Genomic DNA, 18,639 nt, shown 5'->3' on the forward strand with positions numbered 1-18,639 from the left:
GACCTCCGGTCAGGCCTCCGGCGCGTCGGCGGGACGAAGCCCCGCGAAGCCGTCGGCGGAAGCGGCATAGGCCGCGAGGATACCGGCGATCGCCGTCGAGTTGTGGATCAGTCCGCCCAGAACCCTGCGGACCGCCTCGTGCAGGGGAAGCCACACCACCGGCATGTCGATCTCCTCGTGCCGGCGCTGGAAGCTGTTCTCCTCGTCGGGGATCGGCTCGGGGCCGCGGGCCAGGAAGACGCGGATGCGCTCGTCGGAGACGCCGGGCGTGACGTAGGTGTCCAGCAGCGTGTGCCAGGTCGACGCGCGGTAGCCCGCCTCCTCGGCGAGCTCCCGCTTGGCGTTGGCCAGCAGCGACTCGCCGTCGACGTCCCTGAGGCCGGCCGGGATCTCCCACAGCAGGTGCCGCACGGGGTGGCGGTACTGGCGGATGAGCAGCACCCTGCCGTCGTCGTCGAGCACCAGGACGCCGACCGAGCCGGGGTGGATGACGTAGTCGCGGTCGACCACCTCGTTCTCGGGCATGCGCACGCCGTCGGTGCGCACCGAGATCACCCGGGCGCGGAACCGCTCCCTGCTGTCGAGGACCTCCCAGGACCGCCCGACGTCGCGGACGTCGACGCCCTCGGGCCCCGCGGCCGTGTCGATCTCGCGCAGCCCCATGCCCCCCGCTTCCCCCTCGGTCACCCGGCACCCTCGGAATCGCTCGTCGTGCACATGTCGTCAACCTAGCTGGCGTCCCCGGCGCGCCGTGACGGCAGGCCTCTCACGCCCCGCCCATGCGGGTGAGGCGCTCGTCCAGCGCGCCGACCACCGCGTGGACGTCCTGCTGAGCATAAGCGGATATGTACACCTCATTGAGATCGCGGGCGCAGGCCTGGTTGTCGGGGTCGGACAGGAAGCCCAGCAGGCCCTCGACCATGGGCGCGATGACCTCCGCGGGGTCGGCGCCGCCCTGCCCGGTGCCGAACAGCGGGAAGATGACGCTCTCCAGGCGGCCCTCGCCGCGATCGGCCAGCCGCTCCTGCTCGGCGCGCTGGTCGGTGCCCGGCGGGGAGAACACGCCGTCGAGCTCGTTGAGCGTCGCCACCGCCGACAGCACGCCCCGGACCGACGCCTCGATCTGGTGCGGGTGCTTGTAGGGGATGACCCGGCTCTCGGCGTCCACCGCCTGCACGGCCGCCACGTGCATGATCGCCTTGGCCTTGTTGACCCGCGCCAGCTCGCTGCCCGGGCCGCCCGCGCTGGTGGTGAAGACCTCCGCGGCCTGCACCGGGCGTCCGCGCTCGCGAAGCTGCCAGTCGAGCTCCTGCTGGATGGTGTCCTGGTAGCGCCCGTACTTGATCGTCGCGCCGCGCCTTCTGAGCATGGACGAGACCGTGTGGCTCTCGAAGAAGCGCGCCATCTGCATGTAGTCGTTCTCGGGGTTGACGAAGACGTCGACGTTGCGGATGCGCGCCAGGTCGCCGGCCGCCACGTGCAGGCTGATCGACTCCGCGCCCGAGACCAGCTCGAACGAGGCCCACCGCTGGTCGTCGCGCGCCTTGGCCCTGGGCGTCCTGCGCCGGTTCCACAGCGGCGCCAGCGTCTCGCGCTGACGGTCGCGGGTCGCCGCGACCGCGGCGCGCAGCGCCTCGTCGAGCTCCGCCAGCAGCGCGGTGCCCCGGTTGAGCCTGATGTTCTGGGTGAGCACCCACTGGAGGTCGTCGATGCCCAGGGCCTTGGCCTCGGCGGCCATCTGCTCGTCGGAGAGGTCGAAGCCGATCGGGACCACCGAGATGCCGAGGGCGTGGGCCAGGGTGATCTCGCGGCGCACCCACTCGGACTCCGAGGTGCCCGGCCCCACCAGCACGACCAGGACGTCGCTGGCGAGGATCTGGCGGTAGATCTCCATCTCCCACTTCATCCCGGCCGCGATGCGGGCGTTGTCCACCCATGGCGTGAACGTGTCGTCCTGGGAGAGCAGGTAGTGGAATATCTCGGCTTCGGTGTTCTTCTGCAGGAGCCGCTGCCCGTTGTCGTCCCGAGACAGCACCTTCTTGTAGCAGATGAACACGCGGGCGTGGCCGGCCATGCGCTGCCCCTCAGCCTGTGGGTCGGATCGGCAGACCTGAATAGTGCCAGAGACGGCGGATCGTGACCATGTCCTGCGGACCGTGACCGATGCCGGCGCCGTGTCCCCACCCGGCGCCGGCATCGGTCACGCTCCGGTCAGCCGCTGCGGCCGGCCTTGGTGACGCTCTCGCGGACCTCGGCGTAGGTGAGGGCGGCGCTGATGAGGCCGTGGAAGAGCGGGTGCGGGCGGGTGGGCCGCGACCGGAACTCCGGGTGCGCCTGGGTGCCGACGAAGAACGGGTGGACGTCGGCGTCCAGCTCGGCGTACTCCACCAGGCGGCCGTCGGGCGACAGGCCCGAGAAGACCATGCCGACGCGCTCCAGCCGCTCGCGGTAGGCGTTGCCGACCTCGTACCGGTGCCGGTGGCGCTCGTCGACGGCGGGCGCCCCGCCGTACAGGCGGCGGACGATGGAGCCCTCGGCGAGCCGGGCCGGGTAGAGGCCGAGCCGCATCGTGCCGCCCATGTCGCGCTCGCCGGCCACCACGTCCTCCTGGTCGGCCATGGTCGAGATGACCGGGTCGGGCGTGTCGGGGTCGAACTCGGTGCTGTTGGCCAGCTCGACTCCGGCGAGGCTGCGCGCGGCCTCGATCACCATGCACTGCATGCCCAGGCAGATGCCGAGCAGCGGGATCTGCCTCTCCCGGGCGTGCCGGATCGCCCCGACCTTGCCCTCGATGCCCCGCACCCCGAACCCGCCGGGGACGAGCACGCCGTCCACGCCGTCGAGCTCGCGGGCCGCCCCCTCGGCGGTCTCGCAGTCGTCGCTCTTGACCCAGCGGATGTTCACGCGGGCGTCGCAGGCGAAGCCTCCGGCGCGCAGGGCCTCGATGACCGACAGGTAGGCGTCGGGCAGGTCGATGTACTTGCCGACCAGCGCGACCGTCACCTCCTTGGCGGGGCGGTGCACCCGGCGCAGGAGCTGGTCCCACTCCTGCCAGTCGACGTCGCGGAACGGCAGGCCGAGGCGGCGGATGACGTAGGCGTCCAGGCCCTCCGAGTGCAGGACCTTGGGGATGTCGTAGATGCTCGGCGCGTCCACGGCCGAGACCACCGCGTCCTCGTCGACGTCGCACATGAGGCTGATCTTGCGCTTCAGCGAGGTGGTGATCGGGCGGTCGGAGCGGCAGACGATGGCGTCCGGCTGGATGCCGATGCTGCGCAGGGCGGCCACGGAGTGCTGGGTCGGCTTGGTCTTCAGCTCGCCGCTCGGGCCGATGTACGGCAGGAGCGAGACGTGCAGGAAGAACACGTTGTCCCGGCCCACCTCGTGGCGTACCTGGCGGACCGCCTCAAGGAACGGCAGCGACTCGATGTCGCCGACGGTGCCGCCGACCTCGGTGATGACGACGTCGACGTCCGGGCCGGCCATGCCCCGGATGCGGTCCTTGATCTCGTTGGTGATGTGCGGGATGACCTGCACGGTGTCCCCGAGGTACTCCCCGCGCCGCTCCTTGGCGATCACGTTGGAGTACACCTGGCCCGTGGTGACGTTGGCCGAGCCGTGCAGCTCGGTGTCCAGGAACCGCTCGTAGTGGCCGACGTCGAGGTCGGTCTCGGCGCCGTCGTCTGTGACGAACACCTCACCGTGCTGGAACGGGTTCATCGTCCCGGGGTCGACGTTGAGGTAGGGATCGAGCTTCTGCATGGTGACCCGGAGGCCACGAAGCGTCAGCAGGCGGCCCAGGCTGGAGGCTGTGAGCCCTTTGCCGAGGCTGGAGGCGACGCCTCCGGTGACAAAGAGATGTTTGGTGTGTGCGGCGCTGCGCAAGGAGGTTCTCCCGTGGTCCGGTTCGTCGCGGCCGTCCCGGCGAGCGACCGCTTGTCCACGGGCTCTCAGGTTATCAGGGCCTGCCCGCGAAGTGCCCGAACAGTTCCGGGCGTCCGTTCCCAGCATGCTAACCAAGCGGTAACTTTTTCAACTATGTCACCCCGTGAGATACTACGGCGGGCCGTAGGTGGATTTGTCCACCGTGTCTGGTCCATCGCCCGCGACGCGGGCGCGGTCACCCCCAAAACCCCGGCGGGCTACCGGTTCCGCCGGCTCGGCGAGGGGACCTGCCTCGCCTTCCCGCAGGGCGCGATCTTCGGCGAGGCGTGGATCGAGATCGGCGCGCGCACGCTGATCGGCGAGCGCGTCTCCCTCTCGGCCGGCATGGGCCCCGGAGTTGACCTCGGGCCCGGGTCGATCGTCCGCATCGGAGACGGCTGCTCGATCGGGCGCGGCAGCCACATCGTCGGCCACCAGTCCATCGACATCGGCGACGACGTCTTCACGGGGCCCTACGTCTACATCACCGACCAGAACCACGTGTACGACGACCCCGAGGTGCCGATCGGCCGGCAGTGGCCGCGCAACAACCCCGTGTCGATCGGCCGGGGGTCCTGGCTCGGCACGGGCGCGATCATCCTGCCCGGGACGCGGATCGGCAGGCAGTCGGTGGTGGCGGGCGGCGCCGTGGTGCGCGGGGAGTTCCCCGACCACTGCGTCATCGCCGGCATCCCGGGGAAGGTCGTCCGCCGCTACTCCCCCGACGAGGGCTGGCACGCGTCCGAGGCCCGCCATGAGGCCGCCACGCTGCGGGCTCTCCGCCCCGGAGCCTGAGCGCCGGCCCGCCCCGAGGCCCGAGCCCCTGACCTGCCCCGGCGGGTGAGCCGGGCCCCCTGCGCCGTCCGGCACGGCCGTCCCCTGTCCCGCCCCGGAGTCCGGTGCGGACCCCCTGGGGCGGCTCCGGGCCGGGCCCCGGGGGGCCCGCCCGCCGTGCCCGGAAGGGGAACCGGCCCGGCTGATACCCGCCCGCCCCCGTGGCCGAAGCCTGCCTGACCTGGACCAGGGCAGCCGGGCGAGCTACCGTCACGACATGCGGACGGAGATCTGTGAGCGCTTCGGCATCGAGTTCCCTCTGTTCGCCTTCAGCCACTGCCGGGACGTCGTCGCCGCGGTGACCAACGCCGGCGGGTTCGGCGTCCTGGGCGCGGTCGCGTACTCGCCCGAGCAGCTGGAACGCGAGCTGTGCTGGCTCGACAGGCAGGTGGCCGGCCGCCCGTACGGGGTGGACGTGCTGGTGCCCGGCCGCATCGACCGCGCCGCCACCGCGCCCCGGGGGCGGCTGATCGACGCCATCCCCGAGGTGCACCGCGACTTCGTCACCCACCTGCTGTCGAAGTACGGCGTGAGCACCGGCAGGACACTGCCGCCCGGGCCGAAGGCCGACGAGCTGGGGCGCCGGGTGACGCACACGGGCGCCACCGGCCTCATCGACGTCGCGCTCGGCCACCCGATCCGGCTGATCGCGAGCGCCCTGGGCACGCCGCCGCCGGTCATGGTCGAGAGGGCCCGCACGGCCGGCGTGCCGGTGGCCGCGCTCGTCGGCACCGTCGAGCACGCCCGGCGCCAGGTGGCGGCCGGCGCCGACCTCGTGGTCGCGCAGGGCTCCGAGGCCGGCGGGCACACCGGTGAGGTGTCCACGATGGTGCTGGTGCCGCAGGTCGTCGACGCCGTGGCCCCGGTGCCCGTGCTGGCCGCCGGGGGAATCGCCGACGGACGGCAGATGGCGGCGGCGCTGGCCCTGGGCGCCGGCGGGGTGTGGTGCGGCTCGGTCTGGCTGACCACCGAGGAGGCCGAGACGGCTCCGGTCGTCAAGGAGAAGCTGCTCGCCGCCACCTCGCTGGACACCGTGCGCTCGCGCTCGCGCACGGGCAAGCCCGCCCGGCAGCTCGCCTCGGCCTGGACCACCGAGTGGGACACCGCGCCCGAGAGCCCCGGCGCGCTGCCGATGCCGCTGCAGATGCTGCTGGCCGAGGGGGCGATGGCCCGCATCGGCGAGGCGGCCGAGAGCGGCGAGCCGGGCGCCCGGGAGCTGGCGAACTACTTCGTCGGCCAGGTAGTCGGGCAGATGAACCAGGTGAAGCCGGCGCGGCGGGTCGTGCACGAGATGATGGAGGAGTTCGCGGCCGCGGTCGAACGGGTGAGCGACATCACACGATCGTGATCGGTTCCGGGAACGGGGGGTAGTCGCTTTTCGTCTTCTTTCACAGGAGCGAGAAGCATGGAGGTGCGATGCTCGCCGTGCTGACCGGCCTCGGGTTGTCGACGGCCGCGGGGCTCAACGCCTACATCCCCCTGCTCGTGGTGGGCGTGCTCGCCAACTTCACCGACGCCGTCCGCCTGCCGCAGGACTACTCCTGGCTGACCGACGGCTGGGTGCTGGCGATCATCGCGGTGCTGCTGGCGGCCGAGGTCGTGCTCGACAAGGTGCCCGTGGTCGACCACGTCAACGACATCATCCAGACGGCCGTGCGCCCGGCCGCCGGCGGCGTCGTCTTCAGCGCAACGCAGGCCGCCTCCCAGCTCGACCACTCCACGTGGATGGCCCGCAACCCCTGGGTGAGCTGGATCCTCGGCATCGGCGTGGCCCTGGCCGTCCACGTGATGAAGTCCTCCGCCCGCCCCGTGGTCAACGCCACCACCGCCGGGGTCGGCGCCCCCGTCGTCAGCACCGTGGAGGACGCCGGCTCCCTCGGCATCAGCCTGCTGGCCGTCTTCGCCCCCGTCCTGGTGATCGTCGCCCTCTCAGCCCTGGTGATGCCCCTCTGGTGGCTCACCACCAGACTCCGCAGACGCCGCACACCCGACCTCGCCCAGACCCCCACCTGACACGATCTGCATCGAAGGGCACGCGAGGTTACGGACAGTCAGCGAGTGGTGGCGGCAAGCGAGATCCCAATGCGGCCGCGGCCGGTGGGTGGTGGGTCAGGGGATCCGTTCGGGGGAGGTCCAGCTCAGCTCGTCGAGGTTGACGACGATCGCCTCCTGGGTGCTGCGGGCGATCACCACGACGGCCTCGGTGCCAGGGTCGGGGTTCTCCTCGCGGTGCGGCACGAAGGGCGGGACGAAGATGTAGTCGCCCGGCTTGGTGTCGACGCGGACCTCGACCGGTTCCTCGCCCTCGACGTCGACGAAGACGAACGACGGGGTGCCGCTGACGACGTAGATGGCGGTCTCGGACTCGCCGTGGTGGTGGTTGGCGGACACCGTGCCGGGCGGGACGTGCGCCTGCCCCATCCAGAGCCGGCTGGAGCCGACGCTCGCCCCGCTGATCGCCGCGAGCCGGCGCATCCCGTCCGACTGCGCCGTGTGTGAGTCGAGCCCGCCGGGAGTGACGTGGTGCACCTTGCGATGAGACGGTTCCTGTGGAATGGCGATCGGCATCGGGACACCCCTGTTCCATGAGGAAGAACGCGCCAGAAGCCCCAAGGCTCCCGCCCACCCGTTTCTACACATCTTCCCGCGCACCCGCCAGAAAGCCCCAGGGCCCCACCCACACGTGCCCGCGCGTCCGCCGCCACACACCCGGCACGTGCCCGCGCATCCGCCCAGCCACGCGCCCGGGACTGGCCTTCACCGCCTCCGCCCGCCGGCGGGCACACCGCCGGGGCGGCGCGCCCGGCATGTGGTTCTCAGACACGCGGCTCCGGGACGGCCTTCCCACGCACCCGCCAGAAAGCCTTAGGGCCCGCCCGGACGTTCCCGCACGTCCGCCGCCGCGCACCCCGGCCCTGGGACGGCCCTTCAGCGCCTTCGCTCGCCGGAGGGCGCGCCGCCGGGGCTGCTCGCCTGGTGTGGAGGGCTAGTGGACGCCGGCTTCGCGCATGTCGCGGAGCTCGCGTTTGAGTTCCTTGATCTCGTCGCGGAGGCGGGCGGCCACCTCGAACTGGAGGTCGGTGGCGGCCTGGTGCATCTGCTCGGTGAGGGACTGGACGAGGGACTCCATCTGTGCACGGGGCATGTCGCCGGCGATCGTCTTGGCGTGCTGGCCGGCCTGGCGGGACGACAGGCCGGGCACGGGGGCCTTGCCGCGGCTCTGCTGGCGACCGGCGCCGAGCAGCTTCTCGGTGTCGGCGTCCTCGCGCACCAGGGTGTCGAGGATGTCGGCGATGCGCTTGCGGAGCGGCTGGGGGTCGATGCCCCTGGCCTCGTTGTAGGCGGTCTGCTTGGCCCGGCGCCGGTTGGTCTCGTCGATCGCGCGCTCCATCGACGGCGTCACGCGGTCGGCGTACATGTGGACCTGCCCCGAGACGTTGCGGGCGGCGCGGCCGATGGTCTGGATCAGCGAGGTCTCGCTGCGCAGGAAGCCCTCCTTGTCGGCGTCGAGGATGGCCACCAGGGAGACCTCGGGGAGGTCGAGACCCTCGCGCAGCAGGTTGATGCCGACCAGCACGTCGAACTCGCCGCTGCGCAGCTCGCGCAGCAGCTCGATGCGGCGCAGGGTGTCGACCTCGCTGTGCAGGTAGCGGACGCGGATGCCGAGCTCCAGCAGGTAGTCGGTGAGATCCTCCGACATCTTCTTGGTCAGCGTGGTGACCAGCACCCGCTCGTCCCTGTCGGTGCGCTCGCGGATCTCGTGGACCAGGTCGTCGATCTGCCCCTTGGTGGGCTTCACCACGACCTCGGGGTCGACCAGGCCGGTCGGGCGGATCACCTGCTCGACGACGTCGCCGCCGCTGCGGCCGAGCTCGTAGGAGCCGGGAGTGGCCGACAGGTAGACGGTCTGCCCGATGCGGCCGAGGAACTCCTCCCACTTCAGCGGGCGGTTGTCCATCGCCGAGGGCAGGCGGAAGCCGTGGTCGACCAGGACCCGCTTGCGGGAGGCGTCGCCCTCGTACATCGCGCCGATCTGCGGGACGGTCTGGTGGGACTCGTCGAGGACCAGCAGGAAGTCCTCGGGGAAGTAGTCGAGCAGGGTGTTGGGCGCCGAGCCCTGCTCGCGGCCGTCGATGTGGCGGGAGTAGTTCTCGATGCCCGAGCAGGTGCCGACCTGGCGCATCATCTCGATGTCGTAGGTGGTGCGCATGCGCAGCCGCTGCGCCTCCAGCAGTTTGCCCTGCTTCTCCATGGCGGCGAGCGACGCCGCGAGCTCCGCCTCGATGTCGGCGATCGCCCGCTCCATGCGCTGCGGGCCGGCGACGTAGTGCGAGGCCGGGAAGATGTAGACCTCTTCGTCCTCGGTGACGACCTCGCCGGTCAGCGGGTGCAGGGTGGCGAGCTTCTCGATCTCGTCGCCGAACATCTCGATGCGGATGGCCAGCTCTTCGTACTGCGGGATGATCTCGATGGTGTCGCCGCGCACCCGGAAGGTGCCCCGGGTGAAGGCGAGGTCGTTGCGGCTGTACTGCATGTCGACGAGGCGGCGCAGGAGCTGGTCGCGCTCGATCTCCTGCCCGGCCCTGAGACGCACCATGCGGTCGACGTACTCCTGGGGGGTGCCCAGACCATAGATGCAGGACACCGAGGCCACCACGACCGTGTCACGGCGCGTCAGGAGGGAGTTGGTGGCCGAGTGGCGCAGGCGCTCGACCTCGTCGTTGATCGAGGAGTCCTTCTCGATGTAGGTGTCGGTCTGCGGGACGTACGCCTCGGGCTGGTAGTAGTCGTAGTACGAGACGAAGTACTCGACGGCGTTGTTGGGCAGCATCTCGCGCAGCTCGTTGGCGAACTGGGCGGCGAGGGTCTTGTTCGGCTGCATCACCAGGGTCGGGCGCTGGAGCCGCTCGATGAGCCACGCCACGGTGGCGGTCTTGCCGGTGCCCGTGGCGCCCAGCAGGACGTTGTCCTTCTCGCCGGCTTTGACACGCCGTTCGAGCTCGGTGATCGCCGCCGGCTGGTCGCCGGAAGGGGTCATCTCTGTGACTACCTCGAAAGGCGCCACCCTGCGCTGCAGATCTGTTACCGGCCTCACGTCTCCATAACCTACGCGCGGCCACCGACATTTCCGCGACCGGCCGCCGCACGGGGATGGAACGGGGCCGACGGGGCCCCTGAGACGCGGCTCGGACCGCCCTGGCGACGCGGGTCGGCGGGAACCACGCGACGTCGGCGTCTCGGACAGGCCTCGGCAGGCGTATCCGGCCGGCGGGGCGGGTCAGGCGGTGGGACGCCGCTTCTGGATCTCGGCCCAGACCTCGGCCACGCGCGCGTCCAGGTCGTCCAGGCCGCCCTCGTTGACGATCACGATGTCGGCGATCCTCAGGCGGTCCTCCCGCGCCGCCTGGGCGCGGATCCGGGCCAGGGCGTCCGGCTCCGACATGCCGCGGACCCCGGTGAGCCGGGCCAGGCGCACCTCGTCGGAGGCGTCCACCACGATCACCAGGTCGTACGCCGGGGCGAGGTTGTTCTCGGCCAGCAGCGGCACGTCGTAGACGACGACGGCGTCCTGCGGCGCCTCACGCTGCAACTCGGCGACCCGCTCCCCCACCCTGGGGTGCACGATGGCGTTGAGCCTGGCCAGCTCGGCGGGGTCGGCGAAGACGACGCGCCCGAGCCCTTCGCGGTCGAGGGTGCCGTCGGGGCGCAGCACGCGGTCGCCGAAGGCCTGCACGACGAGCGCGAGGCCGGTGGTGCCGGGCTCGACCACCTCGCGGGCGATCAGGTCGGCGTCGATGACCACCGCGCCGCGCTCGCCCAGGCGCCGGGACACCTCGCTCTTGCCCGACCCGATGCCGCCGGTGAGCCCGATCTTCAGCATGCACCGAAGGGTACGCTAGGCGGCCTTGCGCAGGTGCACGACGGTCAGGTGCTCGTGCACGCGCTCGCGCCGCGTCTCGCGGTAGCCCAGGCGGCGGTACAGACGCAGGTTGCCCTCCGACAGGTGGCCGGTGAACAGGTCGAACGACTCGGCCGCGGGGCCCAGCTCGGCCTCCACGGCGCCCAGCAGCGCCGTGCCGAGGCCCATGCCCTGCCGGTCGGGCGCGACCACCAGGCGTCCGATGACGCCGGTGCGCTCGGTGAGCCGGCCGCGCACCGCCCCGACGATGCGCCCGCCGGCCACGGCCTTCAGGACCGTCGCCGAGGAGATCGTCTCGGCCATCTGGCCGAGCGACTCCACCAGGGGCGCGATGAACGGGTCGCCGTACAGCTGCGCCTCGGTGACGTAGGCGGCCCGCTGGAGGGTGAGGATCTCGCCGGCGTCCTCGGGCCGCGCCCGCTCGATCAGCGTCACCCGCCCACTGTAGAAGCCAGCGCCGGTGGCGGGGAACGCAAAGGGGCCCCGCCGAAGCGGGGCCCCTCCACTACATGACGTTCGGCGGGATCAGCTCTGGCCGCCGGCCAGCTTCTCCCGAAGGGCGGCGAGCGCCTCGTCGGAAGCGAGGGCACCGGCTGCCGGTGCCGACGACGAGCTGCTGGTGGCCGGCTGCGTCTCGGCGGTGTAGCCGGACGGGTCGGACGCCTGCGCCTCGTCGGCGCGTGCCTTCTCCACCTGCGACTTGTGGGCCTCGAAGCGGGTCTGGGCCTCGGCGTACTGCCGCTCCCACTCCTCGCGCTGCTTCTCGAAGCCTTCCAGCCACTCGCCGGTCTCGGGGTCGAAACCGTCGGGGTAGATGTAGTTGCCCTGCTCGTCGTAGTTCGCCGCCATGCCGTAGAGCGTGGGGTCGAACTCGACGTCGGCGCCCATCGCGCCCTCGTTCGCCTGCTTCAGCGACAGCGAGATGCGACGGCGGTCGAGGTCGATGTCGATGATCTTCACGAAGATCTCGTCGCCGACCTGGACGACCTGCTCGGGGATCTCCACGTGGCGCTCGGCCAGCTCGGAGATGTGCACGAGGCCCTCGATGCCCTCCTCGACCCGGACGAACGCGCCGAACGGCACCAGCTTGGTGACCCGGCCGGGAACGACCTGGCCGATCTGGTGGGTGCGGGCGAACTGCTGCCAGGGGTCCTCCTGCGTCGCCTTGAGCGACAGGGAGACCCGCTCGCGCTCCATGTCGACGTCGAGGACCTCGACCGTGACCTCCTGGCCGACCTCGACGACCTCGGAGGGGTGGTCGATGTGCTTCCAGGACAGCTCGGAGACGTGCACCAGACCGTCGACGCCGCCGAGGTCGACGAACGCGCCGAAGTTGACGATCGAGGAGACGACGCCCTTGCGGACCTGGCCCTTCTGCAGGGTGTTGAGGAAGGTCTGACGGACCTCCGACTGGGTCTGCTCCAGCCAGGCGCGGCGGGACAGGACCACGTTGTTGCGGTTCTTGTCCAGCTCGATGATCTTCGCCTCGAGCTCGCGCCCGACGTACGGCTGGAGGTCGCGAACGCGGCGCATCTCGACCAGCGACGCGGGCAGGAAGCCGCGCAGACCGATGTCGAGGATGAGACCGCCCTTGACGACCTCGATGACCGTGCCGGTGACGATGCCGTCCTCGTCCTTGATCTTCTCGATCGTGCCCCAGGCGCGCTCGTACTGCGCGCGCTTCTTGGAGAGGATGAGCCGGCCTTCCTTGTCCTCCTTCTGGAGGACAAGCGCCTCGACGTGCTCCCCGACCTCGACGACCTCGGCCGGGTCGACATCGTGCTTGATCGAGAGTTCGCGCGAGGGGATGACACCCTCGGTCTTGTAGCCGATGTCGAGCAAGACCTCGTCTCGATCGACCTTGACGACGGTGCCTTCGACGATGTCGCCGTCGTTGAAGTACTTGATGGTCTCGTCGATCGCGGCGAGGAAGGCCTCCTCGGAACCGATGTCGTTGACCGCTACCTGCGGGGTGCTCGAGGTGGCCTCGGTGCTGCTCGTCATGTGTGGAATTGCTCCGAACGCGGACAGATGTCGATGTGGCGGACGCGCGGCAGGCCCTCTTCATCGCTCAAGCCGAGGATGGTCAGGATGACCGGTGGTCGACATGACCGAGCGCGAGCCCGCTCCGTCCGAGGCGCACGCGAGCCCACAGCGCAGCGATCAGCATATGAGAGTACGCGGGCGCGGTCAATCCGGCGCCCACCTGCACAACCCCCGCAAGGCCCCTAGTAGGCGACCGTCAACCCGCTGAAGTTTGCCAGGATCTTACCCTGATCACGACGGGGCATGGAAACGTGAGCAGGATCTCCGTCGGAGGTGTACCGCCGGTCAGCGTGGTGGTCCAGCCACTCCAACCAGTATTCGGAGCACCATTTCCGGCAATCGCCTTTTTTACCATTGGACTGGATGCGCGGGATGTTGTACGGGTCGAACCCCTTCGCGTAGGGCGAAATCGCGGGCTCGGCCCCGGCGAGGAAGACCGCGTCGAACCGGTAGGAGGTTCCGTCCCAGCGTCCCTCGCGCGCCGTCGAGCGTTTCCTGGGCCGGTTGCCGTACGGGAGGGCGAAGGTGACCGAGCGCGGCGCGCCGAGGCGGTCCAGGAGCCGCTGCTGGCGCACGATCGCCTCGTTGACCCCCTTCTTGGACAGCCGGGTGAGGTTGGGGTGGCCGTAGGTGTGGTTCGCGACCTCGAAGCCCCGCTCGACCAGCCACCGCACGGCCGCGGCCTGGTGGCCGGGGTCGCGGAGCCCGAACGGGTTCCTGTTGATCCAGAACGTCGCCACCGGGCGGAAGCCGGGGTACGCGCCGGCCACCTCAAGGATGATGCGCACGGCGGTGTCCTTCTTCGGCAGGCCGTCGGCGCCCAGCGCGAAGTGGGTGGGGTTGCCGTCGTCGAAGGTCAGCACCACCGGGTGGGCGCCGGCGGGCAGGTCGATGCGGCCGCTGACGTACTCGGCCGCGGTGACCGGCACGTAGCCGCCCGCGGCCAGCCGCTCCAGCTCCTCGCGGAGCTGGCGGGGGGTCCGGTCGATGGACGCCACCCGCTTCTTCAGGATCCGGTGGTACATGAGCACCGGCACCATGCCCACCTCGTTGGCGCCGACCGCGCGCGCCGCCTCGGGGTTGGTGGTGACCGGCGGGACGCCCGCCGGGGGCGAGGCCGACGGCGACGCCGACGCCGAGGGGGTGGGCGCGGGTGCGGGCCCGGCGGACCGGCCGGCCTGTTCGCGCTCCCGGCCGAACGGCAGCACGAGCAGCGCCACGACGGCGACGATCATTACGCCGATGTTGACGATGCCGATGACATGCGTCAGGCCGGGTGTGGTCCGCACAGAGCTCTCCTGGATCGGCTGTAGGTCGATCTTGCCCTAGGACAGCCCGTTCGGCCCCGTCCGGCGCCAGCGTACACGCCTGTCATGTGGCGAAATTTGCTCGTCAAACCGATGCGCCCGCGCGTTCGCGAAATGCCGTCGGCATCCCCGCCGGACGGATGCGTGCTCCCGCGTCCGGACGCGCGCGAGCCCGGCTCCAGACCTGGAGCCGGGCTCGCGGTGACGGTTCGTTGACGCTCGGCGGGCGGGGGCGGCGACCGCCCCGCCGGCACGGCGGCAGGGCCGGGAGAGAGCGTGCCCCTCCCGGCGGGGCGGCCCGGCACGGCACGACGGCCACCTCGCCGGCGGGCGGACGGGGCGCGGGAAGGGCGTGCCCCTTCCCGGTGGATCAGTGGCCGGCGTCCTGCCAGGTGCGGCCCGCGCCCACCGAGACCTCCAGGGGGACGCGCAGCTCGTAGGCAGCGCACATCTGGGCGACGACCAGCTCGCGCAGGGTCTCCAGCTCGCCGGGGACCACCTCGAACACCAGCTCGTCGTGCACCTGGAGCAGCATGCGCGAGCGCAGGCCCTCCCTTCGCAGCGCGCGCTGGACGTTGAGCATGGCGACCTTGATGATGTCGGCGGCCGACCCCTGGATGGGGGCGTTCAGCGCCATGCGCTCGGCCATCTCGCGTCGCTGGCGGTTGTCGCTCGTGAGGTCGGGCAGGTAGCGGCGGCGGCCGAGGATGGTCTCGGTGTAACCCTCCTGCCGGGCCTGGGCGACGATCGAGCCGAGGTAGTCGCGGACGCCGCCGAACTCCTGGAAGTACTCGTCCTTCAGGGCGCGGGCCTCGGCCACGGGGATGTTGAGCTGGCCCGAGAGCCCGAAGTCGGACAGGCCGTAGGCCAGGCCGTAGTTCATGGCCTTGATGCGGGCGCGCAGCTCGCCGTCGACCTGCTCGGGCGGGAGGCCGAACACCCGGGCGGCGGTGGCCTGGTGGAAGTCGTGCCCGGACTCGAACGCGGCGATGAGCGCGGCGTCCTGCGACAGGTGGGCCATGATGCGCAGCTCGATCTGGCTGTAGTCGGCGGTGAGCAGGCTGTCGAAGCCCTCCCCCACGATGAAGCCCTGCCGGATGCGGCGGCCCTCGGCGGTGCGGATGGGGATGTTCTGCAGGTTGGGCTTCTCGGAGGACAGCCGCCCGGTGGCCGCGATGATCTGGTTGTACGTGGTGTGGATGCGACCGTCGTCGCCGATCTCCTTGATCAGGCCCTCGACGGTGGTGCGCATGCGGGTCTGGTCGCGGTGGCGCAGCAGGATGGTGGGCAGCTCGTTGTCGGTCTGCGTGGCGAGCGTGGCCAGGGCGTCGGCGTCGGTGGTGTAGCCGGTCTTGATGCGCTTGGTCTTGGGCAGGCCGAGCCGGACGAAGAGGATCTCCTGGAGCTGCTTGGGCGAGCCGAGGTTGAACTGCTCGCCCACCACCCGGTGGGCCTCCTCGACCGCCTGCTTCACGGCGGCGCCGAACTCGACCTCAAGGGCGGTGAAGTAGGCCTGGTCGGCGGCGATGCCGGCGTGCTCGATCTCGGCCAGCACGCGCACCAGCGGCAGCTCGACCTCGCGCATCAGCCGCGTGCCGCCCCGGGGTTCGAGGTGGCCCTCCAGAGCCTCGGCCAGCTCGCGCACCGCCTGGGCGCGGATGGCCAGCTCGCGGCCGAGGTCGTCGGCGGGGTCGTCGAACAGGGCGGCCTGGCCGCCGTCGTCGGTCTCGGCGCGCAGCTCGCGGTGCAGGTAGCGCAGCACGAGGTCGTCGAGCGGGAAGGAGCGCTGCCCCGGCATCGCCAGGTAGGCCGCCAGCGCGGTGTCGCAGGTGAGGCCGCGCAGGTCGAAGCCGTGCGCCCACAGGGCCAGCAGGGGGCCCTTGGCGTCGTGCAGGGCCTTGGGGCGGGCCTCGTCGGCCAGCCACCCGCCGAGGGCGCGCTCGTCGTCGGGGGTGAGGCCGGTGAGGTCGATGTAGGCGGCGCGCCGGGGGGCGCCCTCGCGCTCGGGCGGGACGGCGACGGCCAGGCCGTCGAGCCTGCCGGTGCCGCTGCCGTAGGTGCCCTTGACGGCCAGCCCCGCGCGGCCCTCGGGAGCGGCGGCCAGCCAGGCCTCGACCTCGCCGGGGCCCAGCGTGACGGCCTCGACGTCGAAACCGGCCTCGGCCTCGGGCTCGGCGGTGCCGACGCTCTGGTAGAGCCGGTCGCGCAGCACGCGGAACTGCAGGGTGTCGAACAGCTTGTGGATCTCGTCGCGATCCCAGGCGCCCATCTTGAGCTCGCTGACGTCGGCGTCGAGCGGGACGTCGCGCCGCAGCTCGGTGAGGCGGCGGTTGTTGAGCACCTGGCCGAGGTGCTCGCGCAGCTTCTCGCCAACCTTGCCCTTCACCTCGTCGACGCGGTCGACCAGCTCGGCGAGGGAGCCGAACTCCCTGACCCACTTGGCGGCGGTCTTCTCGCCCACGCTCGGGATGCTGGGGAGGTTGTCGCTGGGGTCGCCGCGCAGGGCGGCGTAGTCGGGGTACTGGACGGGGGTGAGGCCGTACTTCTCGAGCACCGTGGCGGGGTCGAAGCGGGTCATGTCGCTGATGCCGCGGCGGGTCATCAGCAGCGTGACGCGCTCGTTCACGAGCTGGAGTGCGTCGCGGTCGCCGGTGACGATCAGCACGTCCATGTCGTTCTCGGCGGCGCGGTGGGCGAGGGTGGCGATGAGGTCGTCGGCCTCGTAACCCGCCAGGGACAGGTGGGGGACGCGCAGCGCGTCGAGCACCTCGAAGATCAGGCTGACCTGGCCGCGGAAGTCCTCCGGCGTCTCCTGCCGGTTGGCCTTGTACTGCTCGTACGCCTCGTGCCGGAACGTGGGCTCCGAGCGGTCGAAGCAGACGACGACGTGGGTCGGCTGCTCGTCGCGGAGGACGTTGATCAGCATGGAGGTGAAGCCGTACACCGCCTCGGTGTGCTGGCCGTCGGTGGTGACGAGGTTGGCGTCCTTCAGCGCGTAGAACGCCCGGTACGCCAACGAGTGCCCGTCCAGCAGGAGGAGACGGGGGCGAGCGGGGGTTGCTTCCTTCTTCGGCACACCCGCAGCCTAGTCTCCTGGTACGACAGAACATCTCGCGTGTGCGTACTGGAGGCATCCCCTTGACCATCTTGGACCAAGCGAGCCGGGCGAGGCTTGAGAAGCTCTACGGCGACTTCTCGGGCACGCTGATCCGGGCGATGCGCATCGAGTTCGTCGAGGCGACGGCCGAGCGGGTCGTGGGGCGCATGCCGGTGGAGGGCAACACCCAGCCGATGGGGCTCCTGCACGGCGGCGCCTCCTGCGTGCTGGCCGAGACGCTTGGCTCCACAGGAGCCGGGCTGCACGCGGGCGAGGGCCGGTTCGCCGCCGGCATCGAGATCAACGCGACCCACCACAGGTCGGCGACCTCGGGGTACGTCACGGGCGTGGCCACCCTGCTGCACGGCGGGCGCACCCTGGCCACCTACGACATCGAGATCACCGACGAGCGGGGGCGCCGGGTGTGCACCGCGCGGCTCACCTGCATGCTGCGTGACGTCCACTGAGATCCGGTGTAAATCGGGCTACCTTTTCCGGGCACTCTTTGCACAGGAGCCTCATAGCTCGCTAGCGTGGTGACGCCAGAGCCCGTGGGTGGTCGAGTAGACAACGTGTGCGGCCGGGGAAGCCCTACATGGCCCCAAAGTCACCCACGGGCTCCTGATGGCGCTCCGCGCGGCCCGGAAGCGCCGAAGGGCCTCCAGCGGGCCGTGAGGGCCCGCTGAAGGCCCGAGGGAGACCTCCAGAGCAAGAGATATCCGTGCGGCCGTCAGGCCGCCGGTGGAGCCGCCCCAGCGCCGTCGTCGGCGTGTCCGGGGTCGAGCACGCGCTTCAGGAAGGTGCGGGTGCGCTCGTGCTGCGGGTTGCCGATCACCTGGTCGGGCGGCCCCTCCTCGACGATCACGCCGCCGTCCATGAACACCACTCGGTCGGCGACCTCGCGCGCGAAGCCCATCTCGTGCGTGACCACCAGCATCGTCATGCCGTCCTGCGCGAGCTTGCGCATGACCGCCAGCACGTCGCCCACCAGCTCGGGGTCCAGGGCGGAGGTCGGCTCGTCGAACAGCATGAGCGCGGGGTCCATCGCCAGGGCCCTGGCGATGGCGACCCGCTGCTGCTGGCCACCCGACAGCTGGAGCGGGAAGGCGTCGCACTTCTCGGCGACGCCGACCTTGCCCAGGTTCTCCCGGGCGACGCGCTCGGCCTCGGCCCTGCCCCGCTTGAGCACGCGCTGCTGGGCGATCATGACGTTGCGCAGCACCGAGAGGTGCGGGAACAGGTTGAACGACTGGAACACCATGCCGAGCCTGCGCCGCGCGGCGTCGATGTCGACGTCGGGGTCGGTCAGCTCGACCCCGCCGACGCTCACCTTGCCCTGGGTGGGCTGCTCCAACAGGTTGACGCAGCGCAGCAGCGTCGACTTGCCCGAGCCCGAAGGGCCGATGACGCAGACGACCTGACCCTCGTCCACCGTGAAGTCGACGCCCTTGAGCACTTCGAGGGAGCCGAACGACTTGTGCAGGTTCTCGATCTGGACAGCGTGTGGCATC

General features: G+C 71.0%; 15 protein-coding genes. 4 read left to right on the plus strand and 11 right to left on the minus strand.

Annotated features, from left to right (window positions below; all coding sequences use genetic code 11):
• Nucleotides 1–9 precede the first annotated feature (9 nt).
• The 3 genes from PYR91_RS24125 to PYR91_RS24135 form a co-directional block, all read right to left on the minus strand.
• Complete coding sequence (locus tag PYR91_RS24125; RefSeq protein ID WP_279783054.1) at nucleotides 10–687, minus strand: NUDIX hydrolase; 678 nt, start codon at nucleotides 685–687, stop codon at nucleotides 10–12.
• Between the two features lie 79 nt (nucleotides 688–766).
• On the minus strand, nucleotides 767–2,074 hold the full coding sequence (locus PYR91_RS24130) for a TIR domain-containing protein (RefSeq protein WP_279783055.1): 1,308 nt from the start codon (nucleotides 2,072–2,074) through the stop codon (nucleotides 767–769).
• 137 nt (nucleotides 2,075–2,211) lie between these two features.
• On the minus strand, nucleotides 2,212–3,885 hold the full coding sequence (locus PYR91_RS24135; RefSeq protein ID WP_279783057.1) for a CTP synthase: 1,674 nt from the start codon (nucleotides 3,883–3,885) through the stop codon (nucleotides 2,212–2,214).
• A 153-nt stretch (nucleotides 3,886–4,038) separates the two neighbouring features.
• Here PYR91_RS24135 and PYR91_RS24140 point away from each other — a divergent pair, with 153 nt between their 5' ends.
• The 3 genes from PYR91_RS24140 to PYR91_RS24150 all read left to right on the plus strand — a co-directional run bounded on the left by PYR91_RS24140 (nucleotide 4,039) and on the right by PYR91_RS24150 (nucleotide 6,771).
• Complete coding sequence (locus PYR91_RS24140; RefSeq protein ID WP_279783058.1) at nucleotides 4,039–4,719, plus strand: acyltransferase; 681 nt, start codon at nucleotides 4,039–4,041, stop codon at nucleotides 4,717–4,719.
• A gap of 256 nt (nucleotides 4,720–4,975) precedes the next feature.
• A complete protein-coding gene (locus PYR91_RS24145) occupies nucleotides 4,976–6,106 on the plus strand; it encodes a nitronate monooxygenase family protein (RefSeq protein WP_279783059.1) in 1,131 nt (376 codons plus the stop codon).
• A 68-nt stretch (nucleotides 6,107–6,174) separates the two neighbouring features.
• Nucleotides 6,175–6,771: a DUF4126 domain-containing protein gene (locus PYR91_RS24150; protein ID WP_279783061.1), complete on the plus strand. Its 597-nt coding sequence runs from the start codon at nucleotides 6,175–6,177 to the stop codon at nucleotides 6,769–6,771.
• Nucleotides 6,772–6,867: 96 nt separating this feature from the next.
• On the opposite strand, the gene PYR91_RS24155 is transcribed toward PYR91_RS24150, so the two are convergent.
• The 7 genes from PYR91_RS24155 to polA all read right to left on the minus strand — a co-directional run bounded on the left by PYR91_RS24155 (nucleotide 6,868) and on the right by polA (nucleotide 17,107).
• Complete coding sequence (locus PYR91_RS24155) at nucleotides 6,868–7,287, minus strand: cupin domain-containing protein (protein ID WP_279783062.1); 420 nt, start codon at nucleotides 7,285–7,287, stop codon at nucleotides 6,868–6,870.
• A gap of 457 nt (nucleotides 7,288–7,744) precedes the next feature.
• On the minus strand, nucleotides 7,745–9,853 hold the full coding sequence (gene uvrB, locus PYR91_RS24160; protein ID WP_279783064.1) for an excinuclease ABC subunit UvrB: 2,109 nt from the start codon (nucleotides 9,851–9,853) through the stop codon (nucleotides 7,745–7,747).
• Between the two features lie 183 nt (nucleotides 9,854–10,036).
• Entirely contained in the window at nucleotides 10,037–10,639 is a 603-nt protein-coding gene (coaE, locus tag PYR91_RS24165; protein ID WP_279783065.1) for a dephospho-CoA kinase, read from the minus strand.
• A gap of 15 nt (nucleotides 10,640–10,654) precedes the next feature.
• Nucleotides 10,655–11,113, minus strand: coding sequence for a GNAT family N-acetyltransferase (locus PYR91_RS24170; protein WP_279783067.1), 459 nt, complete (start codon nucleotides 11,111–11,113; stop codon nucleotides 10,655–10,657).
• Between the two features lie 90 nt (nucleotides 11,114–11,203).
• Nucleotides 11,204–12,682, minus strand: coding sequence for a 30S ribosomal protein S1 (gene rpsA / locus PYR91_RS24175; RefSeq protein WP_279783069.1), 1,479 nt, complete (start codon nucleotides 12,680–12,682; stop codon nucleotides 11,204–11,206).
• 224 nt (nucleotides 12,683–12,906) lie between these two features.
• Nucleotides 12,907–14,013, minus strand: coding sequence for a polysaccharide deacetylase family protein (locus PYR91_RS24180; protein WP_279783071.1), 1,107 nt, complete (start codon nucleotides 14,011–14,013; stop codon nucleotides 12,907–12,909).
• Between the two features lie 388 nt (nucleotides 14,014–14,401).
• On the minus strand, nucleotides 14,402–17,107 hold the full coding sequence (polA, locus tag PYR91_RS24185) for a DNA polymerase I (RefSeq protein ID WP_279783073.1): 2,706 nt from the start codon (nucleotides 17,105–17,107) through the stop codon (nucleotides 14,402–14,404).
• A gap of 140 nt (nucleotides 17,108–17,247) precedes the next feature.
• Here polA and PYR91_RS24190 point away from each other — a divergent pair, with 140 nt between their 5' ends.
• Nucleotides 17,248–17,595 (plus strand): hotdog fold thioesterase, encoded by a 348-nt coding sequence (locus tag PYR91_RS24190; protein WP_279783134.1) that lies wholly within the window; start codon nucleotides 17,248–17,250, stop codon nucleotides 17,593–17,595.
• A 263-nt stretch (nucleotides 17,596–17,858) separates the two neighbouring features.
• On the opposite strand, the gene PYR91_RS24195 is transcribed toward PYR91_RS24190, so the two are convergent.
• A complete protein-coding gene (locus tag PYR91_RS24195) occupies nucleotides 17,859–18,638 on the minus strand; it encodes an amino acid ABC transporter ATP-binding protein (RefSeq protein WP_279783075.1) in 780 nt (259 codons plus the stop codon).
• Nucleotide 18,639 lies beyond the last annotated feature (1 nt).

Origin of the sequence: Sphaerisporangium sp. TRM90804 (assembly GCF_029846175.1) — a bacterium.
Classification (GTDB): domain Bacteria; phylum Actinomycetota; class Actinomycetes; order Streptosporangiales; family Streptosporangiaceae; genus Sphaerisporangium.

Bases quoted from the DNA above. Each gene is read 5' to 3' on its own strand.
- PYR91_RS24150 (WP_279783061.1), top strand. From the start codon at position 6,175: ATGCTCGCCGTGCTGACCGGCCTCGGGTTGTCGACGGCCGCGGGGCTC.
- PYR91_RS24145 (WP_279783059.1), top strand. From the start codon at position 4,976: ATGCGGACGGAGATCTGTGAGCGCTTCGGCATCGAGTTCCCTCTGTTC.
- PYR91_RS24195 (WP_279783075.1), bottom strand. From the start codon at position 18,638: ATGCCACACGCTGTCCAGATCGAGAACCTGCACAAGTCGTTCGGCTCC.
- rpsA (WP_279783069.1), bottom strand. From the start codon at position 12,682: ATGACGAGCAGCACCGAGGCCACCTCGAGCACCCCGCAGGTAGCGGTC.
- PYR91_RS24190 (WP_279783134.1), top strand. From the start codon at position 17,248: ATGCGCATCGAGTTCGTCGAGGCGACGGCCGAGCGGGTCGTGGGGCGC.
- PYR91_RS24140 (WP_279783058.1), top strand. From the start codon at position 4,039: ATGTCACCCCGTGAGATACTACGGCGGGCCGTAGGTGGATTTGTCCAC.
- PYR91_RS24130 (WP_279783055.1), bottom strand. From the start codon at position 2,074: ATGGCCGGCCACGCCCGCGTGTTCATCTGCTACAAGAAGGTGCTGTCT.
- coaE (WP_279783065.1), bottom strand. From the start codon at position 10,639: ATGCTGAAGATCGGGCTCACCGGCGGCATCGGGTCGGGCAAGAGCGAG.